This is a genomic window from Alteromonas sp. CNT1-28, assembly GCF_022348345.1.
Taxonomy (GTDB): domain Bacteria; phylum Pseudomonadota; class Gammaproteobacteria; order Enterobacterales; family Alteromonadaceae; genus Alteromonas; species Alteromonas macleodii.
Genome location: NZ_JAKREZ010000051.1, coordinates 1 through 17718 on the forward strand (window position 1 = coordinate 1; position 17718 = coordinate 17718).

A 17718-nucleotide genomic window follows, 5' to 3' on the forward strand; every position below is an offset into this window, starting at 1 on the left:
GTTTGAATTCTTTCGAGTAGCTTTTTCGCGTTTTCATATACACTCCAGTTGAGATGATTATCTCTTAACTGGGTGTGTGAATCTATTGAACCACGTCACCTTAATTCCGTGGCTTTTAAAGCATTCGATATAAGCTTCTAAGTTTCTTCTATCACCAAGTTGACCTACCTCAGTCACTTCAATTTCGACTTCTCCTGCATTGGGGTATTCCTTCCTCAGCTTATGTAAGAAAAATTCAATCCCACTATACATTTCAGATGCATCAAGGTTGCAAGCGACCCTACCATTAAAGCCTTCAATAGAAAGAGCCTCGCTAACTCTAAAGGTCTCTTCAAGGACCCACTGAGAAAATTTTGCTTTATATTTGGAATTTCTGATAAGGGGCAGGAAAAAATGGGGTTCTATCGATTTTCCGAGATGGTTAACCCACCTAACAAGTAGCTCTATTCCAATTGTCTTGCCAGTCAAAATGTTCACTTGGGGTTGCAGAAACATTTCGAGTTTGCCTTTACATATATGCGAGGAAATTAGTCGATTAAGCATATTTTTACTCACTCTTACTTAACCGGCATTTGTGTGGTTTCTTCCCGCCCGATGTCCATACAAAAGGGCTTTGCGCCGCAGTACTATTTGCAGTTCTAAATACAGGATGCTCCTTGGCAACAACATTACGATCGATTAAAGATTCAATACATGAAATCGAAGTAATGTAGTAGCTTAGATTTGAATTAGAATCTTTTTCAGACATTAAAAATGATACGGTGACAGCATTATCTTCATTCACCAATATCTTGAAGTATACTGAATGCCCATTTTTGACATGGTACCCACTCACCACGCTAACCCGCCCCAATAACTTCGCCATTTCCAATTCATAACTTTTGAGCTGGTACCATGCTCCCCCTTGCCTATTGAGCAACGGTGGCATTGGAATAAGATTATCTAATTCATAAACAACGTCTTCGTCGTATTTAGTTGTACCATCATTTATTAGTCCTGCTGCATCCCATTTTGTAACTTTTTGATTTGTGTATTCTTCAAATTTTTTTCTAAAACGGTTTCTATCGTACAAATCTCGGAAAGGTTTTGAATGGTAATCGTCTGCGTAACTCAATTGATACTCAGCAACAGCTAAGTACTCATTTGCACCTTCAATTTTTTTGTTTATGGCTAACTTAGTTTGACTGACATCCTTGGTAAGGTGGCCAGAGAGAAGTAGTGGCGCTGCATTTAGTTGAAAACTAAGTAAGGCCACGGATGCGAATGTTCTTAACACTATAGTTCACCTAGGCCTTTTCTATATCCAGCATGGACAACAATATAATTAGGTGAATCTCCCCGCTTAAAGTCCTCTACATTAATGCACTGAAGTGCTGCACTATAGCCAAGCTCGAAGAGTTCTTCATATGACGTATCTAGGCTATTAATAACTTTAAGTTTGTTTTCTAAATTGGTATCGATTGGATTAATGGTTATTTCATGGATGCCGATACTAAATGCAATTACAGTGCTACTAACCTCTACAACCAACGTTGTTGAATCGGACTTTTTCTTTTCAAATTGTTCTCCGATAAACTTAAATTTTATAGAGCCATTGTTCATTTTTTCCGTTATCTTCTCGCCTACCACACTGGATAGAAGAGACTTGAAGTGTTCTTCAGCTATGTACCCATAAACCACTACATTCTCTAATTTATCGAGTAAAGACGCGTCGAAATTTTTTGTTAGTTCACTCACTTATGCTTCTCCTTAAAAGCTACTTTCTTCTACTACTACTTTATTTCTACCGTCCTCTTTAGCTTTATATAAAAGCGCGTCCGCTCGCTTAATTACTTTGCCGAAAGCTTCGTGTTGAATAGCTGGATTAGTAGCACCAAAACTCATTGTTACATGCACAATTTCTGGTGAAGTATTGACGTTTCCACGATTGTCCTCACTGCTCTTTTTCCTTTCATTTTTATCTCGAATTTTGAATTCGTAATCGGCAATGCTTTTGCGCACATCTTCGATGAAAGGAAACACTTCGTCTGGGCTTTTATTAGGAAATAATAAAGTAAACTCTTCTCCGCCCCATCTATATGCTTTCCCCCCCCCTTTCACAGCAGACAGTTTACCTGCAACCATTCTTAACACTTGGTCGCCCACACTATGGCCATACTTATCGTTAAATTTTTTGAAGTAATCAACATCCGCCATGACCACAGTGTAACTAGTACCTAAAGAGCTAGTGTCAGAATCAAGTGCTCGCCTTCCTTTTATTCCAGTGAGTTCGTCGTTGTATGCCATGGCATAGGTGTCAACTAGGAGGTTTAAAATACACGCAGACATAATTAGTAACCCAATAAAATTATTGGCAACTATGTTGTGAACAATCAACATACAGAAGACGCAGATGAATAATGAGATTGAAAAGTTATTTCCTGTAGGCTTCAGTGCTAAGGCCAGTACTGCAAATGCAAAAATCAGACTAATTTTAAGAGTATTGAAAACATGGATAGCTACATCTGATTGAACGGCATTTATAACAGCTATTTTTATTAACAAGGCTAGAACTATCATGCCTAAGAAAATCGCGATTCCTTCAAAAGCGCGCCCCAAGCTTGGAGCTTTATCTTTCATCATAAGAATGCAGCAGAATGTATAGATCATCCCTTCGATCAAGCTATGGCGATAGAAGTCAGTAAAGGCTAAAACAGGACTAACCAATAATGTGCATTCCGAAATAAACAATATGAGAAGTGAAATTGATACTCTTGATTGTTTAAATTGCCACGCAATAAGCAACGCTATGAGGTTAACAATCAAAGACAGGAAGGGAATCTGGCTTATGCTGGTGGCTATGCTCGGGGGGGAATAAAAAAATGAGTTCCCGATTAGTAGAGCTAGTCCTAAAATTGCTAGCTTCTTTGCTGATTGTCTTATGTCACTTTGTAAGTACATCACTATTGGTTTGAATAAAAAGTTTGGTGCAAGATACAATATCTAACCTGGCTAGGAAGCTAGTATCCCGACTTATTTGAAATTTGTCCTTTCCATTAGGCTATATAGAAAATAGAGTTCCCAGACCCAAAAACTGTGAGGGGTGCTCGTGAGCCGCCAACTATTGATTTATACTAAAGACATAGAAGCTTTAGGCCATAAAGGTCTCATCACAAGAACGGCCATTATTGGTAGTCCTGAAGTAGGATGGGGGTTGTTGATCGAATATAAGGAACAATTTCACCTACTTTGTTCTGTGGGAACTACTAAATTGCGAGTAATAAAAACTCATTTATCTGTTTTTAAACTCCTTAAGCGCTTCGAATTATCCGCAACCCTTTATGAAATGGACAAGTCAATGAAACAGGCAGCTCAATCATTATGTGCTATTTTTGTTATGGCACACCTAGATATCACACCAGATAACTTCGGTGACATAGATAACAAAGTTATCGAAATTTATCTCCAGGTTCTACCTCCAGATGTCCATTCCGCATTTCAAGCTGCAGAACTCATGGAACTTATAAAAGACACTGTTGCTGATCCTTCGCTTAAGGTCGCTCAGTTGCTTGGTCAAATTCAAATATTAGATATTGAAGATAAAATTGTTCTTCAAAATCTGTTCCGTGATTTTAATCAGATTTCTGAAACTTCTTCTCAATATCAGTCACACGTTCAGAGCATTGACCTAGTTCTCTCACAAGCTAACTGATAATGAAAAGCTCTAGTTCCGACGAATTCAAAGGGTTACTACTTGAAAGACCAAGTATCGATTCTGATCATATTGTCAATTATTTAGAGTGCTTAGGAGATTCATTCAGAAGGTTCAGAAACTCACATGATGCATCTTTGCGATCTAGAGCGAATTTTGGTGAAGAGGTATTAAGCAAATATTTAGGTAACTCTCCAGCGAGAACTACTATTGAAAGGTGTGAGCAAGGTTCGCCGAATTCTACATGGGGGATTGTAGCCTCTTATATATATGAAATGGGGGCTTTTCCTGATCTCATTAAAGCTGTTTCTTACGGTCAACAGCCTACCTTACAAATTATGCAACTTGTTAGGAAGAGAGCTAAAGATGAACTTGTTGAATCAGCAAATGCTGCAACTAGAAAATTGAACTCACCAATCGAATAGGCACTCTAGTTTGAAAGATTTTATACATGTCCATAAATGGTCTAACAATGAACAGTGCTACCAGTATGTAGGTCACCTTCTATATGACAATACGTACACTGATGGCGCAGTATCATTCCATTATGATGAAGGCTATTTGGCTGAAGCCGGTGCTGAATTAGATCCCATGAATTTAAGCTTATCCAGTAAAACTAAGGCTTACATAGAACCTTCTGCTAAGGGGATTATCCCGCCATATTTTCAACAATTTCTGCCGAGCTCGCTTGGGTACGCTTTATTCAACAAATGCCTTGAAGACTTCAACAAATTAAACCAATTCCAGCAATTATCAGTGGTTAGTGAATTGTATGGGGATAGGGGCGCAATACACTTAAATGGTCAAAATGAGCAGAACAACTCAATGATCGAGTCAGTTGACGAGATGTTGTCTATTATCGTTGCGTTTGAAGGGGCAAATATCGATAGCCTAGTTTTGCCTTCATTAGAAAAGATGCTTCCTTTTAATTCAGCATCGGGTAATAGATTAATCCTTAACATTAAAGAGAAGCGTTCTTCTCAATCATATTTTTATAAGCATTCTGAGAACACTAGCTTTGACGAACACCAGGCAAGACTATTAACATTTAAGTTAGAGTCTCAATGTAAAATTGACTCTGCAGCGGTGAAAACAATCGATATGAATGGTGTGCAGGTCTCGTTTCAAGAGAATTATAAGTTTGCTGCTCATAAATCAGGAGTAAAAATTAGACTAAACACCGTTCCTTTCTCAGCACTCATTTCTACTCCCACCTCAGCTCATGAGCCTCTAGACTATGGTGTGGCTTCACAAATTATTAAAAGCTTCAGTTCTTGTCCGGAAGCAGATTTAGATGAACTTTTTCGCAGAGCGTTATTCTGTGGTCATCTAAACATAACTAGCAATGGCTTAAGTAATCTAGAGTTGATGGATATTGGTCACAACGAATGGCGTCTAGCACCAGCTTTTAATAACCTTCCTAACCCTTCTCATACTTCAGTTTTTGACTTAGCATTTTCTGAGGGTCTTCGGGTTAAGAAGTTTTTTTCTATAGATATGAGCTTCGCTGAAGTATTAGCTAGAAAAGTTTCCCCCGAGGGAATCTCTGTTGATGAAACTTTCGCCGATATCACAGAAACTGTAAATTCGTTTAAAGAAATCGCAACTGAAAATAATATCGACAACCAGACACAAGATGTTTTTCGGAAGGCAATTGCCACAAGTCATATGGCAAGAAAAACTCAGCTATCAGAACACAAAAATGGACTTTCCTTGGGTTAAATGCTTTTTCTTTTAAATTTGCATGATTAGAACTGAAGGCTACTTTACAAAAAAGTATCACTGAGGTTTTTCAAAAAATGGCAACAAAAAGTTATGAAGTTGTTTTATTCCCCGATAAGTCATCTAAGGCCACTTTCTTTCGTGTCCAATCTCAAGGCCTTTGTAAAGGTTTCACTTCCAGCTTTCTATTTCTAACAGTTGTAGAGCTCGCGGAGTTTTTATTCGTTAGCCTATCTAATGACTGCTCACAAGATCTTTTAAAAAAGCAAATTCTTGATGAAGAAAATATATTTATCCATTGGATGGAGGTAGTTAGTAGTTTCCCCCCTACAGGGGTAAATCGATTGCAAACTGTTGCACATGCTCTGAGAGTCGGTTACGAGAACAGGTTCTATTGGCATGACGAAGGTTATTTACCGCAGGAAGTGACAAAAGATTACTTTGAAAGTGTGATCGAGGAAGTTAATAAAATAAATAATATATGGATAACAAAGGAGTACGCGATTGATGAATTAATCAGTTGTTCAAACTCCATAAATGTCTCTATTAGTTCAGTAAAACTATATGGCTTTTCAACCTTACCTCCACTTCTAAAATCCCTACTTAACGCAATTTCATCACCATACAAAGAGCTACAGTTTAATAATCAATTTGAGTTCTATGAACGACGCACATCGATGTTTGAGCAAAAAATGTTGTTGCGAACCACTTCATACGATAGACGCAGGTTAGACAACGACTCAACAGGTCGAACAATGAGCGTCCATTCAAAACGTGAGCTTTCAATTTTGTTACTTGAGTTCAGAGCCCTCACTCTGTACTTAAATGTACTGAAAGTAGGCAGTAAAGCCTCTCCGGTTCAGAAAATCATTTCTATAATATCTTCCCCCCTCATTCCAGGATTCGATGAGGAAACAAAATTGAGATTGGAATATTGCCAGTACATAAAGAATCTAGGTATCTCAAAAATTTCATTGAATGACATAACTAAAAGTGTTCGATGCCCTCAAATACTGTCTGTTGTACTTTCAATTTTTCTTTCTGAAAACAATAACCATGGTAGTCAACATTTCTTGTATGAGTGGATGACAATATTTTCTAAGAGTATTTCTTTGCTATTCACAGGCTGTCTAAACACAGCGGTACCAGAAGTCGTTCCAAAGTACACCGATATATTTACAAACATTTGTTGTCGACTAGGCAAGCATCGCTTCAAAGTAAGACAAACAAGTCGTGAAAAAGCATTAGAGTTTTTGGAAGCGCATGCTCTAGATGAAATGAAGAGAATAGCCCCCGAGGCCTCAATGGATAACCAAGACCTGCAACACATGAATTTGCCAATCAAACCTGAAATGGGTGACTCCTTTGATGCGTCATGTTATGACTCAAGCGCTCAATTTTCTAAGAAAGACTTATTTCTATTTTTAGTAAAGAGAACAGTAAATTTATTTTGGAAAACACATAGAATCCAAAAAGAGTTATTTAGGTTCACTATTGGAGAGCTACAAACAGAACTTAATATTTATCTAGCAAAGCAGATTCAGAGCCTCATTAATGACGAAGCCATCTCAATCCTGGTCGAGAATGAATTAAGCTCAACAGTTATAAAATGTTGTATTGATTTACTATCGCAAGACATGCTGAGAAAGCCATTTATGGTTGAATGGGTAAATTTAGAGAGCTTTTCCTGCCGACCGGTGCCCAGCACAGAAAGAGTGCATGAGCGGTTAGACGTCGAAAGAGAAAAAGGAGCGTACACCAAAAAGATTTTCGTTAAGTATGACTTACTCGATGGTTATACTCCGGATATGGAAAACCTTGAGGCAGTAAACGTGTCATATCAGCTTTCAAATAGAGAACCAATATTGAAGGAGGTCAATTGAAAGCTACAGGTTCTCACCTCTTTAATCTAAGTGCTTTCTATTGCCCCCCCTCATAGTTAGCGCCAATTAAAGTATTTTAGATTGGCCTATCGACCTTAATAGAATTGAATGAACGCTTGAACTGTAATTTAAGGACAGGCCTTTCCACATATCGATACATGCCAGCACCTATGATTAATGAAGTCACGAAGGAGAACAGCCCAACGATCAAGCTGCTAGTAAACCACGTATTCTGTATTGAAATATGTAAGGACATTCCTATGGAACACAAAACGAGGTAGTGACTTAAATAGAAGCCAAAGCTGTACCTGCCCACCAGGACCAGAAAAGGGGAGTTTAGAGCTAATTGAATAGTGGGTGTGATGATAGTTAAAAATAGAAGGAAGAACCAAAATAGCCCTGAAGTTACGTATGTCGACATGCTCCGATGAAACTCTGTGTCTAAAATACCTAAAGGATGGGTACTGCCACCTTTAACATCATATAGTAGAAATCCCAAGCAAATTAATATTAATAATACCTTAATTGCTCCCATATTTAAGTGTAGATCTCTTGTCAGCTTCAAAGTGAAATATAAAAATGCCCCCAGCGGTATCCCAATGAACGCAAAGTCTTTCCCTAATGCAATGAGAAGACCCATACTTGAAAGCCCTAATAAAACCTGAACTTTGGGTGCTGCATCAATGTGCCTGAGAATGAATATCAAAGAAAAAATAATCACTCCAAACCACATCTCAGGGGCTATGGTCCAAATTACAGGGTTAAAATTTGGATTCACAAAGAAAATAGAGTAAAGAGTTCCTTGAGCAAGTAGCTTGATTAATTCTGGTTCATTACCGGGTAAATAAAGAGGACCAATTGCGGACATGTTTAGTGAAAGAAATTCTTCAAAAGAGAACATTCTCAACAAATGAAGACACCAGACCCCTATTAAAGCGACTGTCACTGGTACTGCTAACCTAAGATAGCGTTTAACGCACCTTTCAAACAAATCAAATTTTGAAAAATAAACGCTTTCGAAAGAAGCCTTTGTTAATAAATATCCAGAGAGTACAAAAAAGCCTGAGACAGCAAAACTTCCATCAATGAATAGTTGTAGAAATGAGAAAACAAGCAAATCGTCGGCTAGGCTAGCCGTTGATGTATGATCAATTTCCCACAATGAACTGAGAGGATAGAATACCTTTAAGAAGTGTTCATTAAACACGACAATGGCTAACAATCCGCGTAAACCGTCTAAATACATTGTCCTGTTGCTCATTGATTATTAGCCTTTGATTTAGCTATTAATTCTATATCCTTAAACATCATCGCATCGGATTTCTCCATTGGTTTTCCACCAATAGTAAAAAGATTTCTTTTACTTAAAATTTCTCCTACGCTTGAAATAAATATCCCTTGCTCATTCCAATAAATATCGTGCCCATTGAATGTTTTAATTGGTGAGCTGTCTTTAAATACAATTCTTCCGTTACGATCCATATAGACCGCTTTGGGTAGCGCAATTATTTGTTTACCATCCAAGATAAAGACATGTTTTTCAATTCTTGAACCATCATAGGTGATCAGCTGAAATGGACCCTCTTCGTCTAATGGGGGGGGCATAGCGATGCTAGATATATTTTCAGACGGTGAGCAGCCTGCTAAAACGATAAAAGAAAGTAAATATATGCATTTTATTTGCATCTTAGTTCCGGCCTGTAAATCATTGAACAATTTTAGTAGCGGAAGTCGTCAGAACTAAGTCAAAATTTTCGATAAGTTGGGTTTTTAATTTAGAGATGGGAGCCGAGAACTTTAAGCCCCCATTGAGAATGGTATATAGTTTATTTTTTTATTGTTATGGGATTATCTTCTGATTCAGGAAAGCTTCGTTCTAAGGGTTCGATTACATGTAAGTCATTAGGATTTAACTTATCAGGATCTTCAAGTGGCTCCGGCTCGATAACATTGATGCCTTCAAACTTAGCGTAGCTACCAACCCCGCTAAGGATTGTATGAACAGCGATTTCCTCAACCCCTTTTTTCGATTTACTCAATTCTATAAGTGCTTCGAATTCACCTTGGGTAATCTTGCCAGCAAACTTCATATTAAGTATGTAGTTTTGTGCTATTAACCCATGCATCAATGCCTGAACGTATTGCTGCCCTTCCCTACTCTCTAAAGCTTGCTGTATTTCCTTATTTACTTTTGGCTTATAAATAGAGTCCGAGACCCTCTTCAGAATTTGTTTTATCATTCTTCTACCCGAACAAAAAGTTTGCTTTTCACAAGCCATAATTTTTCTTTTGATAAACTCTAATAAATGAGCTGGCTGGTGAATTGATATCTATAAGGCAATGCCTTAATAAGGCTATTTTAACACATTTTTTTATTCGATTTACAAAAATGAATTTTTGTGAAGACTTCAGGCACTAATCTTCAGTTGCCTATCCACCTAATATCGTGTGACTTAAGACAATAGATAGCAAAATGAACCAAACCGACATTATCTAAACCATTGTTATCAGGTGAATTAACCTGCTCCCACACTCCGAGAATATGCTCTACTTTCAATTCATCTAGGTAAGTGATTTCGCGGCATACCTGTAGGTAATAGTAATTTTCTTCTTTTTCAAAACAGATCGTAGTGTGAACCGCATTCTTCAATGGCTCATCGTAAACCAGTCTATATTGGTGTTGAAGAAACCAGCGAACAGTTGGGTTTTGCAGAACTTTATTACATTCGTTAGCGATGTCTTCGACAATGCCATTTTGCTCATTGTTCGATGCACCTGTTTTAGAAACTTCTATACTAACTAACCTTTCTAAAATAATTCTGTCAAACGAATTGTTAAATGACAGTCTGCGCACTAATGCATGGTGTAATGTTTTGAATAAAGCATAATCTTTGTCCCTTGAGAGTTGCTCACTCCAGTCATACCCTCCCCCTCCTTTTCGGCTCACTCTAATATGATGGGAGTATCTTTCATGCGTTTCAGTTCTCAATATCTTCAAATTTACACCTAAATTCGTCTAGCTGTTTTTCAAACCTGGAGTAGCAAAAACTCAACTTTACAGTCAATATTTGCTCAATTCCCTTAAGCGCCCCGCTCATAGAAGACTGGAGCTTTCGACATAAAACAATAGAACCTAAATGAAGACAAATAAGGTGGAAAATTAGATAAGTAGGATTATTGATAATTCTCATTATGAGATGCGTGTATCATTATTTTTTTACATTCCAAAGGAAATATTATGTCAAACATTCTTGAAAAACTAACCCCCACTGAAAAGCATGGCTTATTTTTCATAATAATCATGTTAGTAATGACCATTGTTACAGGGGGCTATTGGAGTGGATTTGTTTCTTCATTGGTTATTTTTGGCTGCCTGCTCCCAATTGATAAGAAAGACGAAGTATTAAAAAAGATTGAGTTTGGTAACTTTAAAAAGGTAAAGTAGATTTTTCGTCCCATGATTACCAAGCTTAAAAACCTTATCCATAGAAAAAAGGTTAGTGCTTACCTATATGAAGAGTACCAATTAGCCTATGAAATTCTATGCCTAATTCCTGTCAAATCTTACTTTGGTAAGGAATTACCTACCAACCCAATATCTCCACCTTTTTTCAGGGCTTCCTGCTTACCGGCTTCCAATAAACGAGTACATAATGCCGTTAAAGCATACATGCCTTTTTTGCTTTATAACGTTTTTAAGTTTTATGGAGCCCCAAAAGATAAGCTATTGTTAGATAGTTTACATAAGTTGGATGTAGAACTGCGAAGATTGAAAGATAAAGGAAACCCTTGGGTTCGATTCGGGGTTTGGGTTGCGAATTCTGATATGGGGTTAAAGGAATGCCTGAGTTCGGTACCCCAGGAGGAGCAAGTGGAATTGAATCTATCTCGGCCTGAGTACGATATGGTTCTAGATGAATCGGTATCTGAAATTAATAAGTGGTTTTTAGAAAACTGGGAAAGCCAAAAAAAGTGGCTTTCCCAGCTAGAACTATCTACTACCAGCTGATAATAAAAACTTTGCGTCAGGCATAAGCTCTGCAGACATAGTTAACTGCAGAGTATCTTGCCAGCGCTTAGCTGTAAGCTGAGTTATTAGGGGAACTTTATGCTTGTATTCAGACTCCACTAAAACGGGCTTTTTAGTGTGTGTCCAACCAATCTCTTTGGTTAAGTCATGCTCAGCGAAAACAATTCTTGGTCTTCTAGATGACCAATACCATACTCCATTGTTTTCTTGAAAGGCATATTTAGCTTCTTCAGGGAGAGGAATATAAAGACCATCGATGACCAAAACCGGCACCTTATAGTTATTCATTCGGCCATTCCTTTCTGAAGTATTCAAGCTATCATTTTTATTGCTCATTAATACTACCGACTATTTAATACCACTACGTAATGAATGGTTTCACACCATCCCTGTGGTTTAACTATAAATATTAGAGAAATACCCGGGTTCTTCCTATGTACCCTCTGAAAATACATATAAAAGGGGGATTTCTCTTAACTCAGTGCATATTTTAGTGGTTATTGGGCTAAAAAGAAGAAAAATTTTTCCTATATTAAACAGCTATTCTTTGATTTATACCTTCAGACAAGTAGCTATGGTGCATTATTAGTCGCTAATAATTATGACAAGTATGGATTAAGATAACTTAGTTTCTTTTTGATGGTAAATTATAAAACCAAGGTATACATATTCATACATAACAAAAGCATTAGTGCTTATTGCAAATTAATATATCAGCCTTTCGGATAACGTCACTTTCAACAGGGATTTCCGATATTTTTTGCAGTAGATGTACATACAAACTTGTGAGCCCGTCTGATGTACTTGCCTTTTGTGCAAGCGTGTATGTCTCCTTAGTATCTAGAACCCCATTCATCATTGCCAATGTTAAGTAGTTTGTCACAAATTTTTTCTTAGTAAGTTCTGCAACATAAATTTTCAAATCTTCTTCAAACCCATTACTTTCTACTACATCTGGTACTTTTGGTTCGAACATTCTTGATTCGATTTTATGTATAGTGCTTTCAATAGACTTCATAATTTTTCTCTAAATTTTTTTTTAGTATATGAATATCCTCTATTTACTCACCCTGTTTACTGGCTATTTGATATTTTTTAGTATGATTATTTAATTTTTGTTTAATATTTATCCGTAAATGTGCTTTTTCTTAGTAATTGGTATTTTGGTATGTATTTTCCAGCCTCAGTACTATATTAGTGGTTTACCTTTATTCAATTGAGATTCTAAATGTTAGATATTCCTGACTATTACCATGTTTTTGACCTAAGTTCGCACGAGCAACCATTTGTAATTTACGAAGAGGAATTAAAACGGTTATATAAGCAATTTTCTTTGAGTGAACAACAACTTGAACTTGCATTACTTAATGAGGATGTGGAAAGTCACACTCACAGAGTTAGGCCTATGAGAACGGATGTTTATATCGAACGGGACTAATATTCTTTAAGTCGGATTAGCGCTTGTGTCTTCAGTAACATATGAAACTATAGTGGCTCCGAATTGGAGATTAGTTCTATGCACAACAAACTTTTAATAACCCTCTTCACCACAACTACACTATTTGGGTGCCAAGACAGTTCGTTTAGCTCAACTGGATCGTTATCTAAAGCGAAAAATATAGTTTTTTCATCTCAGCAAGAGGGTAATAGCATGAGCCCTTACCCAGCTCTTGTGAATTCTTTGCTCCCCCTATTCCAGGCATGCAAAATTGGACGTTATTCAGAGATTGTAGGTGTTAACGGTCCACTCAATCAGTTTTTGAGTACCCAAAGTATTATCTCGACGCAAGATGACCTTTCAGAGTTTCTATTGCAATACGATAATGATGAGTCAATTCAACTCAAAACCACAAAGTCCCTAAAAGCATGTGAAGTAGCTAGAATAATTCAAAGCGCAGTGACCCCTCGCTCAGTTTGGGATGTTTACCCGTTTGGTGCTGATAATCTAACTGTAAAGGATTCGGCCATCTCTTACATGAATATGCTATTATCTGAAACTTTAGTTACCAGCTTATATTTCTCATATTTAGCTGAGGCGCTACCTTCTAAGGCGTTAATTAGTGAATCTGAAGTGTCAGAACTTGCATTAAATTTTTATTTGGATGAAGAGGTGATCAATGCATTCTTGCAGGACTTCTCTGAGACCTATTCGCATAAACGAGTATTTGCTATAGACACGCTTACTGGTACCGGTGTCAATTTTACATCAAGCGATGGCTTTTATTATTCTACTCACAACAATAGCGTCCCTTATGTCAACTATCTAGGTTATGAATGGTTTAGTCCTTCCAAACTTGAAGGTACAAAATTTAACATTAACACTTCATTCTCTGCCTTGAAGGACAAACAATTTCCTTCATTGCCAGCACTTAACAACTTAATTAATGAGTAATATTAATCGATTTATACTTCTTACTTTTATACTTCGTATACTTGAAAGATCTACTTGGTAACGCCTGAAGGTCATGTATTACAAGGGGTGTAGAGGTGCACCCTCTTAGTTGATCCATAACACTATCATTTGATCGCTTTGTTCTCTTTTTTGATCTCCATTATCTCCATTTTGATCTAACATTTCTCTTACTTGATCTACTTTTTCTCTAATTTCATACTACGGGTGATGTAAAACTATAGGCTTCAATCTTGTTCTATCGACCACCAAGTCTAGCTATTTTTATTTTTTTCGATTTTTTTTAAAAATTATAAAAGATTATTTTTATTTATTTATTTATAAATTTTTATCGGAAAATTATCTGTTACGTAGCATGAAGTTGGAGAAAAAAAAGGCCAGCTAATTGCCGGCCTTTGAACATGGGTGTCTCATACTATCTGTGTTTTCGTCGGCAAGATTATCATAGCCTGTTTTTTGATAACTACGTTGCATTCGGGCCAAAACTTCTTCAGTGAATCTAATGCTTTCTCCGCTTTTGGCCTAAACCTCCATAGTTCTTCTTTTATACCAAACTGTTTCATGAGGTCTTCGAGCTTTATAGGGATTATTTTTCGCGTGTTTGCCCTATACGATATAAATGCATACAGGTCTAATGCGAGAGGGCTCTTTTTGAGCTTTTTTATTGTTTCAAGGCTTAGCGGCACGGGGTGAGCCTTTATTTCTTTATAATACGTGTTTGATAACCTAACAAACACTTCTGTTTTTTCAGTGAAGCCCCCTTTAAGGGTTTCAAAGGACTCCTTTTCATCGAAAATTTTGAACGTAACTTGTTTAGTGTTTATTTCTAGTTGGCCGCTTTCATTGAAAGTCTTTTTGGAGGTCTCATGGGAAAATTCAGTTTTGAATAACCTGTCCAGTTGATTCAGTACTTGCTCATTGGTGCCGCCTTCAATGTAAGAGGCTCTATACCCCAAAGCTTCAACAAACTCCTTCAGGTTTTTTCCTAGTTTTATTTTGTCAGTTCCATATTTAACAGCGATAGTATTAATGTAGAGGATAATTAAACGTGGTATTCCACCATATGGTAATGATTGGTTACCAATTGCTGAAATTGTTAGTTTATTATTAGGGTACTCTGTAGATATTTCTTTTTCATCGGTTTTAGATAGTGGAAGTGTATGCGCACAAAATGTTGAGTATTGGTACCAAATCTTATTTTCCGAACCTGCTTCTAACTCCTTTAAAGCTGATTCAATCTGAGCTTCATAGTCATCTTCTATCTCTAATAATGGATAAATTGCGACGAATTTATTAGTAATCGTTTTAGGATCGATATTAGTAGTTTGTTCAACTGCTCTATGCAGGGCCTCGTTAACTTTAATCTGGTCATATTTAAGATGCTTAATAGATAAAAGAGCTAAAGCAGCTCCGTGGTAACTACCATCATTAAATTGAGAGCCTATATAGGTTTTAAGGGTTTTGAGGTACTCTTCTTTATGAGACAGCATTCCGCTCGCTAGAAGCTTATTTTCATTTTCCATCACTTTTTCTGCAATTTTTAAATTTTTCTGGTTTTTCTACTAGTTTTACTTTTTTTATTTTTTTCTTGTATTAGTATAAGTAGACATATTATTCGCGATCATTACATGAAATTATAAGGTAATTCAAGTGTCAGAAACTTCTTTAAAAGCCGTAACAAATGCTATGGATTTGTTAATTCAACAAGCTAGACAAGCTGGAATTTCACCTCACTCCATAAGACGTATGAGACTTTTTTCTACCAAAGAAGTCTGCAACATCATCGGCAAAAGTACTACTACCCTTTACAATGCTGAGGAGTCTGGGGTAATTGAGCCCCCCGAACGCGACCCTGCGACTGGCAGAAGAATCGGTTATACCCTAGAACAGGTTAATATTCTTAGGAATCATTTTGGCATTGTCCCTAAAGCCAAACGAAATAACCCAAATGAAAGACTTGGTATCACTACTGCACTTTATAATTTTAAAGGTGGTGTTGGTAAAACTACGACAGCTGTAAATATTTCTCAATACGCTGCTTTACAAGGGTATCGTACATTACTTATTGATATGGACTCTCAAGCAAGTACTACGGCATTGTTTGGCATCATTGCCGATGAGGAAATATCTGAAAACGAGACCGTGTTGCCATATACTCTTTATGGTGAAAAAAATTCGTTATCTTATGCAGTTCGTCCTACTCATTTTGATAATCTTTATATTATTCCTGCCAACCAACATCTAAGTAGTTCTGAGTTTGAAGCAGTATCTCAAATTAGCGGCGGCTCACAAGAAGACGCTCTGGAATATTTTCAGCGTTTGAAGGATGGTATAGATACTATCAAAGATGAATTTGATTTTATCTTCGTTGATGCGCCACCAAGCTTAGGCATAATTGGTATTCAAACTTTACTTTCAGTGGATAATATCATCATCCCCTGCCCTCCCAGAATGTTAGACTTTGTAAGTACCAGGCAGTTTCTAGAAACTGCCACTCAGTACGTAACACGTGTTGCTGAAGACAAAACATTCAATAGCATTAAGGTAATGGCGTCTATGTATGATAGACGTAATACAATGAGTCGTGAGTTTATGGAAGTTATGAACTCTGTTTTAGGTACTCACATGTATGCGAACCAGATGTTACATTCTGAATCTATTGATAATTCGTCGGCCGTCTTCCAAACTCCATGGGAAGCAGAGAAGCCAGATAAGCGCATTACAGACAATATGCGTTCTTTATTCAATGAAGTTATTAATGATTTAACTTTAAGGAATGGTAATAATGGCTAGAAAAAGCAATATCAACAAACTTTTACAAGCTGCAAGTAGCAGCAACTCTATTACTGCAAATGAGTCTAGTTCTGAGTTGCCTAATAAGCCTTTATCAAGTAATCCAGCAATTGATCTTGCTATGGGGGCCAACCAGAAGCGTGCTCGTTCTATTAAGGAACCAATCCTCCAGCTTGAACATGATCAGGTAGTTTTGTTCAAATACCATGATCGTCATGAAAGCGCGATAGACACCGAAAAATTCCAACAAATTAAAAGATCTATTACTACTGAAGGTCAACATTTTCCAGGTATTGTTCGCAAAACAGATAGAACTCTTAAAGACGGTAGATCTGTATATGAACTCATTGTTGGCCGTATCAGATTTGAAGCAAGTAGAGATGTGGGAGTATTTAAAGCATTTCTCAAAGAGCTTAGTGATGCCGAAGCCGTTAGGGTCATGCTTTCTGAAAATGAGGATAGACAAGATATCACGCCTTTCGAAAGGTGGCTGTCAATCCTTCCATTGGTTGAAGACGGTATTCTAACTAATAATGAAATTGCAGATTTGATAGGCTGGGATAAAGGGAACTTATCTCGCTCTCTAAAAGCTAAAAAGTTTTATGATGAGTGTAATTTATCTAATTATCTTTTAGATGTTTCGAAGGTTAAACTCCACCAGTTGATTGAAGTCGCTTCTCTTTATGAGAAAGACCCATTATCAGTCCAGAGTGCAATCGACTTAATTTCAGAGAAATATAGTTCAAAAAAAGATAATCTTTTTTTAAAAGCTATTGTTAGCCATTTATCTGAGCAAGAAAAGCCTAAAACTGAAAAAATATTCCTTGATGGTTCTAAAGTTATCATCAAAAAAGTTGGAAACAATGTTTCTATTTCCTTTAATGGCCTCCCAAAAAAAGACGCCTTAAACGAAGTTATTTCAACGTTAGAAACTATTGGTGCACTAAAGTAGTTGAGGGGCTCTTGCCCCTCTGTTCTCCTTCAAGACATTTTTAATCTTCCAATATCTCCACTTCTGCTTTCCACGAACAACCAAATGTTTATACTGTTTTTCCTGTTTAAGTGGCTTTCACAATAGTTTTAAATTACCACTATCCTGCATTCGCATCGCTGAGCTATGAGTTGTAAATTACAACTATCCTAAATCCGCACGCTGAGCTATGAGTTGTAAATTACAACTATCCTAAAT

The 17718-nt window shown here is 37.0% G+C and carries 20 protein-coding genes; 9 read left to right on the plus strand and 11 right to left on the minus strand.

Features of this window, described 5'->3' with window-relative positions:
- Positions 1–57: 57 nt before the first annotated feature.
- Genes MHN02_RS20155 through MHN02_RS20170 form a run of 4 tightly spaced genes read right to left on the minus strand, consistent with a single transcriptional unit; the run spans position 58 to position 2622 of the window.
- Positions 58–543, minus strand: coding sequence for an EAL domain-containing protein (locus MHN02_RS20155; protein WP_275444937.1), 486 nt, complete (start codon positions 541–543; stop codon positions 58–60).
- A gap of 4 nt (positions 544–547) precedes the next feature.
- A complete protein-coding gene (locus tag MHN02_RS20160) occupies positions 548–1276 on the minus strand; it encodes a hypothetical protein (protein ID WP_069945494.1) in 729 nt (242 codons plus the stop codon).
- On the minus strand, positions 1276–1737 hold the full coding sequence (locus MHN02_RS20165) for a hypothetical protein (protein ID WP_069945493.1): 462 nt from the start codon (positions 1735–1737) through the stop codon (positions 1276–1278). The genes MHN02_RS20160 and MHN02_RS20165 overlap by 1 nt, the downstream gene beginning before the upstream one ends.
- 12 nt (positions 1738–1749) lie before the next feature.
- Positions 1750–2622 carry a GGDEF domain-containing protein gene (locus tag MHN02_RS20170; RefSeq protein WP_015068748.1) on the minus strand — a complete coding sequence of 291 codons (873 nt, stop codon included), beginning with the start codon at positions 2620–2622 and terminating at the stop codon, positions 1750–1752.
- A 466-nt stretch (positions 2623–3088) separates the two neighbouring features.
- Between MHN02_RS20170 and MHN02_RS20175 the strand changes: the two genes are divergently transcribed.
- The 4 genes from MHN02_RS20175 to MHN02_RS20190 all read left to right on the plus strand — a co-directional run bounded on the left by MHN02_RS20175 (position 3089) and on the right by MHN02_RS20190 (position 7296).
- A complete protein-coding gene (locus tag MHN02_RS20175; protein WP_015068749.1) occupies positions 3089–3691 on the plus strand; it encodes a hypothetical protein in 603 nt (200 codons plus the stop codon).
- Between the two features lie 2 nt (positions 3692–3693).
- Entirely contained in the window at positions 3694–4116 is a 423-nt protein-coding gene (locus MHN02_RS20180; protein ID WP_015068750.1) for a hypothetical protein, read from the plus strand.
- A gap of 10 nt (positions 4117–4126) precedes the next feature.
- The gene (locus MHN02_RS20185; protein WP_015068751.1) at positions 4127–5413 is read left to right on the plus strand and encodes a hypothetical protein; all 1287 of its coding nucleotides are present in this window, start codon (positions 4127–4129) and stop codon (positions 5411–5413) included.
- Between the two features lie 77 nt (positions 5414–5490).
- On the plus strand, positions 5491–7296 hold the full coding sequence (locus MHN02_RS20190; protein ID WP_069945492.1) for a hypothetical protein: 1806 nt from the start codon (positions 5491–5493) through the stop codon (positions 7294–7296).
- A gap of 76 nt (positions 7297–7372) precedes the next feature.
- Here MHN02_RS20190 and MHN02_RS20195 read toward each other — a convergent pair whose 3' ends face one another.
- The 4 genes from MHN02_RS20195 to MHN02_RS20210 all read right to left on the minus strand — a co-directional run bounded on the left by MHN02_RS20195 (position 7373) and on the right by MHN02_RS20210 (position 10294).
- Positions 7373–8557, minus strand: coding sequence for an acyltransferase (locus tag MHN02_RS20195; protein WP_015068754.1), 1185 nt, complete (start codon positions 8555–8557; stop codon positions 7373–7375).
- Positions 8554–8982, minus strand: a complete 429-nt coding sequence (locus tag MHN02_RS20200; RefSeq protein WP_015068755.1) for a hypothetical protein — start codon at positions 8980–8982, stop codon at positions 8554–8556. Before MHN02_RS20200 ends, MHN02_RS20195 begins: the two co-directional genes overlap by 4 nt.
- A gap of 140 nt (positions 8983–9122) precedes the next feature.
- Positions 9123–9575, minus strand: a complete 453-nt coding sequence (locus tag MHN02_RS20205; protein WP_015068756.1) for a hypothetical protein — start codon at positions 9573–9575, stop codon at positions 9123–9125.
- A 143-nt stretch (positions 9576–9718) separates the two neighbouring features.
- Complete coding sequence (locus tag MHN02_RS20210; RefSeq protein ID WP_139125497.1) at positions 9719–10294, minus strand: hypothetical protein; 576 nt, start codon at positions 10292–10294, stop codon at positions 9719–9721.
- Positions 10295–10534: 240 nt separating this feature from the next.
- On the opposite strand from MHN02_RS20210, the gene MHN02_RS20215 reads away from it, so the two are divergent.
- Both MHN02_RS20215 and MHN02_RS20220 read left to right on the plus strand, forming a co-directional pair.
- Positions 10535–10741 (plus strand): hypothetical protein, encoded by a 207-nt coding sequence (locus tag MHN02_RS20215; protein WP_015068758.1) that lies wholly within the window; start codon positions 10535–10537, stop codon positions 10739–10741.
- A 12-nt stretch (positions 10742–10753) separates the two neighbouring features.
- Positions 10754–11305 (plus strand): hypothetical protein, encoded by a 552-nt coding sequence (locus MHN02_RS20220; protein WP_061095068.1) that lies wholly within the window; start codon positions 10754–10756, stop codon positions 11303–11305.
- On the opposite strand, the gene MHN02_RS20225 is transcribed toward MHN02_RS20220, so the two are convergent.
- Together MHN02_RS20225 and MHN02_RS20230 are read right to left on the minus strand one after the other, a co-directional pair.
- Complete coding sequence (locus MHN02_RS20225; protein WP_139125498.1) at positions 11288–11662, minus strand: hypothetical protein; 375 nt, start codon at positions 11660–11662, stop codon at positions 11288–11290. The two genes, MHN02_RS20220 and MHN02_RS20225, sit on opposite strands and share 18 nt — an antisense overlap.
- Before the next feature lie 352 nt (positions 11663–12014).
- Entirely contained in the window at positions 12015–12344 is a 330-nt protein-coding gene (locus MHN02_RS20230) for a hypothetical protein (protein ID WP_015068761.1), read from the minus strand.
- Positions 12345–12842: 498 nt separating this feature from the next.
- Between MHN02_RS20230 and MHN02_RS20235 the strand changes: the two genes are divergently transcribed.
- Complete coding sequence (locus MHN02_RS20235) at positions 12843–13718, plus strand: hypothetical protein (RefSeq protein WP_069945491.1); 876 nt, start codon at positions 12843–12845, stop codon at positions 13716–13718.
- A 428-nt stretch (positions 13719–14146) separates the two neighbouring features.
- Here the strand turns inward: MHN02_RS20235 and MHN02_RS20240 are convergent, their stop codons facing one another.
- Positions 14147–15259, minus strand: a complete 1113-nt coding sequence (locus MHN02_RS20240) for a replication protein RepA (protein ID WP_069945490.1) — start codon at positions 15257–15259, stop codon at positions 14147–14149.
- Positions 15260–15386: 127 nt separating this feature from the next.
- On the opposite strand from MHN02_RS20240, the gene MHN02_RS20245 reads away from it, so the two are divergent.
- Entirely contained in the window at positions 15387–16529 is a 1143-nt protein-coding gene (locus MHN02_RS20245; RefSeq protein ID WP_015068765.1) for an AAA family ATPase, read from the plus strand.
- Positions 16522–17481, plus strand: coding sequence for a ParB N-terminal domain-containing protein (locus MHN02_RS20250; RefSeq protein ID WP_015068766.1), 960 nt, complete (start codon positions 16522–16524; stop codon positions 17479–17481). Before MHN02_RS20245 ends, MHN02_RS20250 begins: the two co-directional genes overlap by 8 nt.
- Positions 17482–17718: the final 237 nt, after the last annotated feature.

Bases quoted from the DNA above. Each gene is read 5' to 3' on its own strand.
- MHN02_RS20155 (WP_275444937.1), bottom strand. From the start codon at position 543: ATGCTTAATCGACTAATTTCCTCGCATATATGTAAAGGCAAACTCGAA.
- MHN02_RS20170 (WP_015068748.1), bottom strand. From the start codon at position 2,622: ATGATGAAAGATAAAGCTCCAAGCTTGGGGCGCGCTTTTGAAGGAATC.
- MHN02_RS20180 (WP_015068750.1), top strand. From the start codon at position 3,694: ATGAAAAGCTCTAGTTCCGACGAATTCAAAGGGTTACTACTTGAAAGA.
- MHN02_RS20190 (WP_069945492.1), top strand. From the start codon at position 5,491: ATGGCAACAAAAAGTTATGAAGTTGTTTTATTCCCCGATAAGTCATCT.
- MHN02_RS20195 (WP_015068754.1), bottom strand. From the start codon at position 8,557: ATGAGCAACAGGACAATGTATTTAGACGGTTTACGCGGATTGTTAGCC.
- MHN02_RS20200 (WP_015068755.1), bottom strand. From the start codon at position 8,982: ATGCAAATAAAATGCATATATTTACTTTCTTTTATCGTTTTAGCAGGC.
- MHN02_RS20205 (WP_015068756.1), bottom strand. From the start codon at position 9,575: ATGGCTTGTGAAAAGCAAACTTTTTGTTCGGGTAGAAGAATGATAAAA.
- MHN02_RS20215 (WP_015068758.1), top strand. From the start codon at position 10,535: ATGTCAAACATTCTTGAAAAACTAACCCCCACTGAAAAGCATGGCTTA.
- MHN02_RS20220 (WP_061095068.1), top strand. From the start codon at position 10,754: ATGATTACCAAGCTTAAAAACCTTATCCATAGAAAAAAGGTTAGTGCT.
- MHN02_RS20225 (WP_139125498.1), bottom strand. From the start codon at position 11,662: ATGAGCAATAAAAATGATAGCTTGAATACTTCAGAAAGGAATGGCCGA.
- MHN02_RS20230 (WP_015068761.1), bottom strand. From the start codon at position 12,344: ATGAAGTCTATTGAAAGCACTATACATAAAATCGAATCAAGAATGTTC.
- MHN02_RS20235 (WP_069945491.1), top strand. From the start codon at position 12,843: ATGCACAACAAACTTTTAATAACCCTCTTCACCACAACTACACTATTT.
- MHN02_RS20240 (WP_069945490.1), bottom strand. From the start codon at position 15,259: ATGGAAAATGAAAATAAGCTTCTAGCGAGCGGAATGCTGTCTCATAAA.
- MHN02_RS20250 (WP_015068766.1), top strand. From the start codon at position 16,522: ATGGCTAGAAAAAGCAATATCAACAAACTTTTACAAGCTGCAAGTAGC.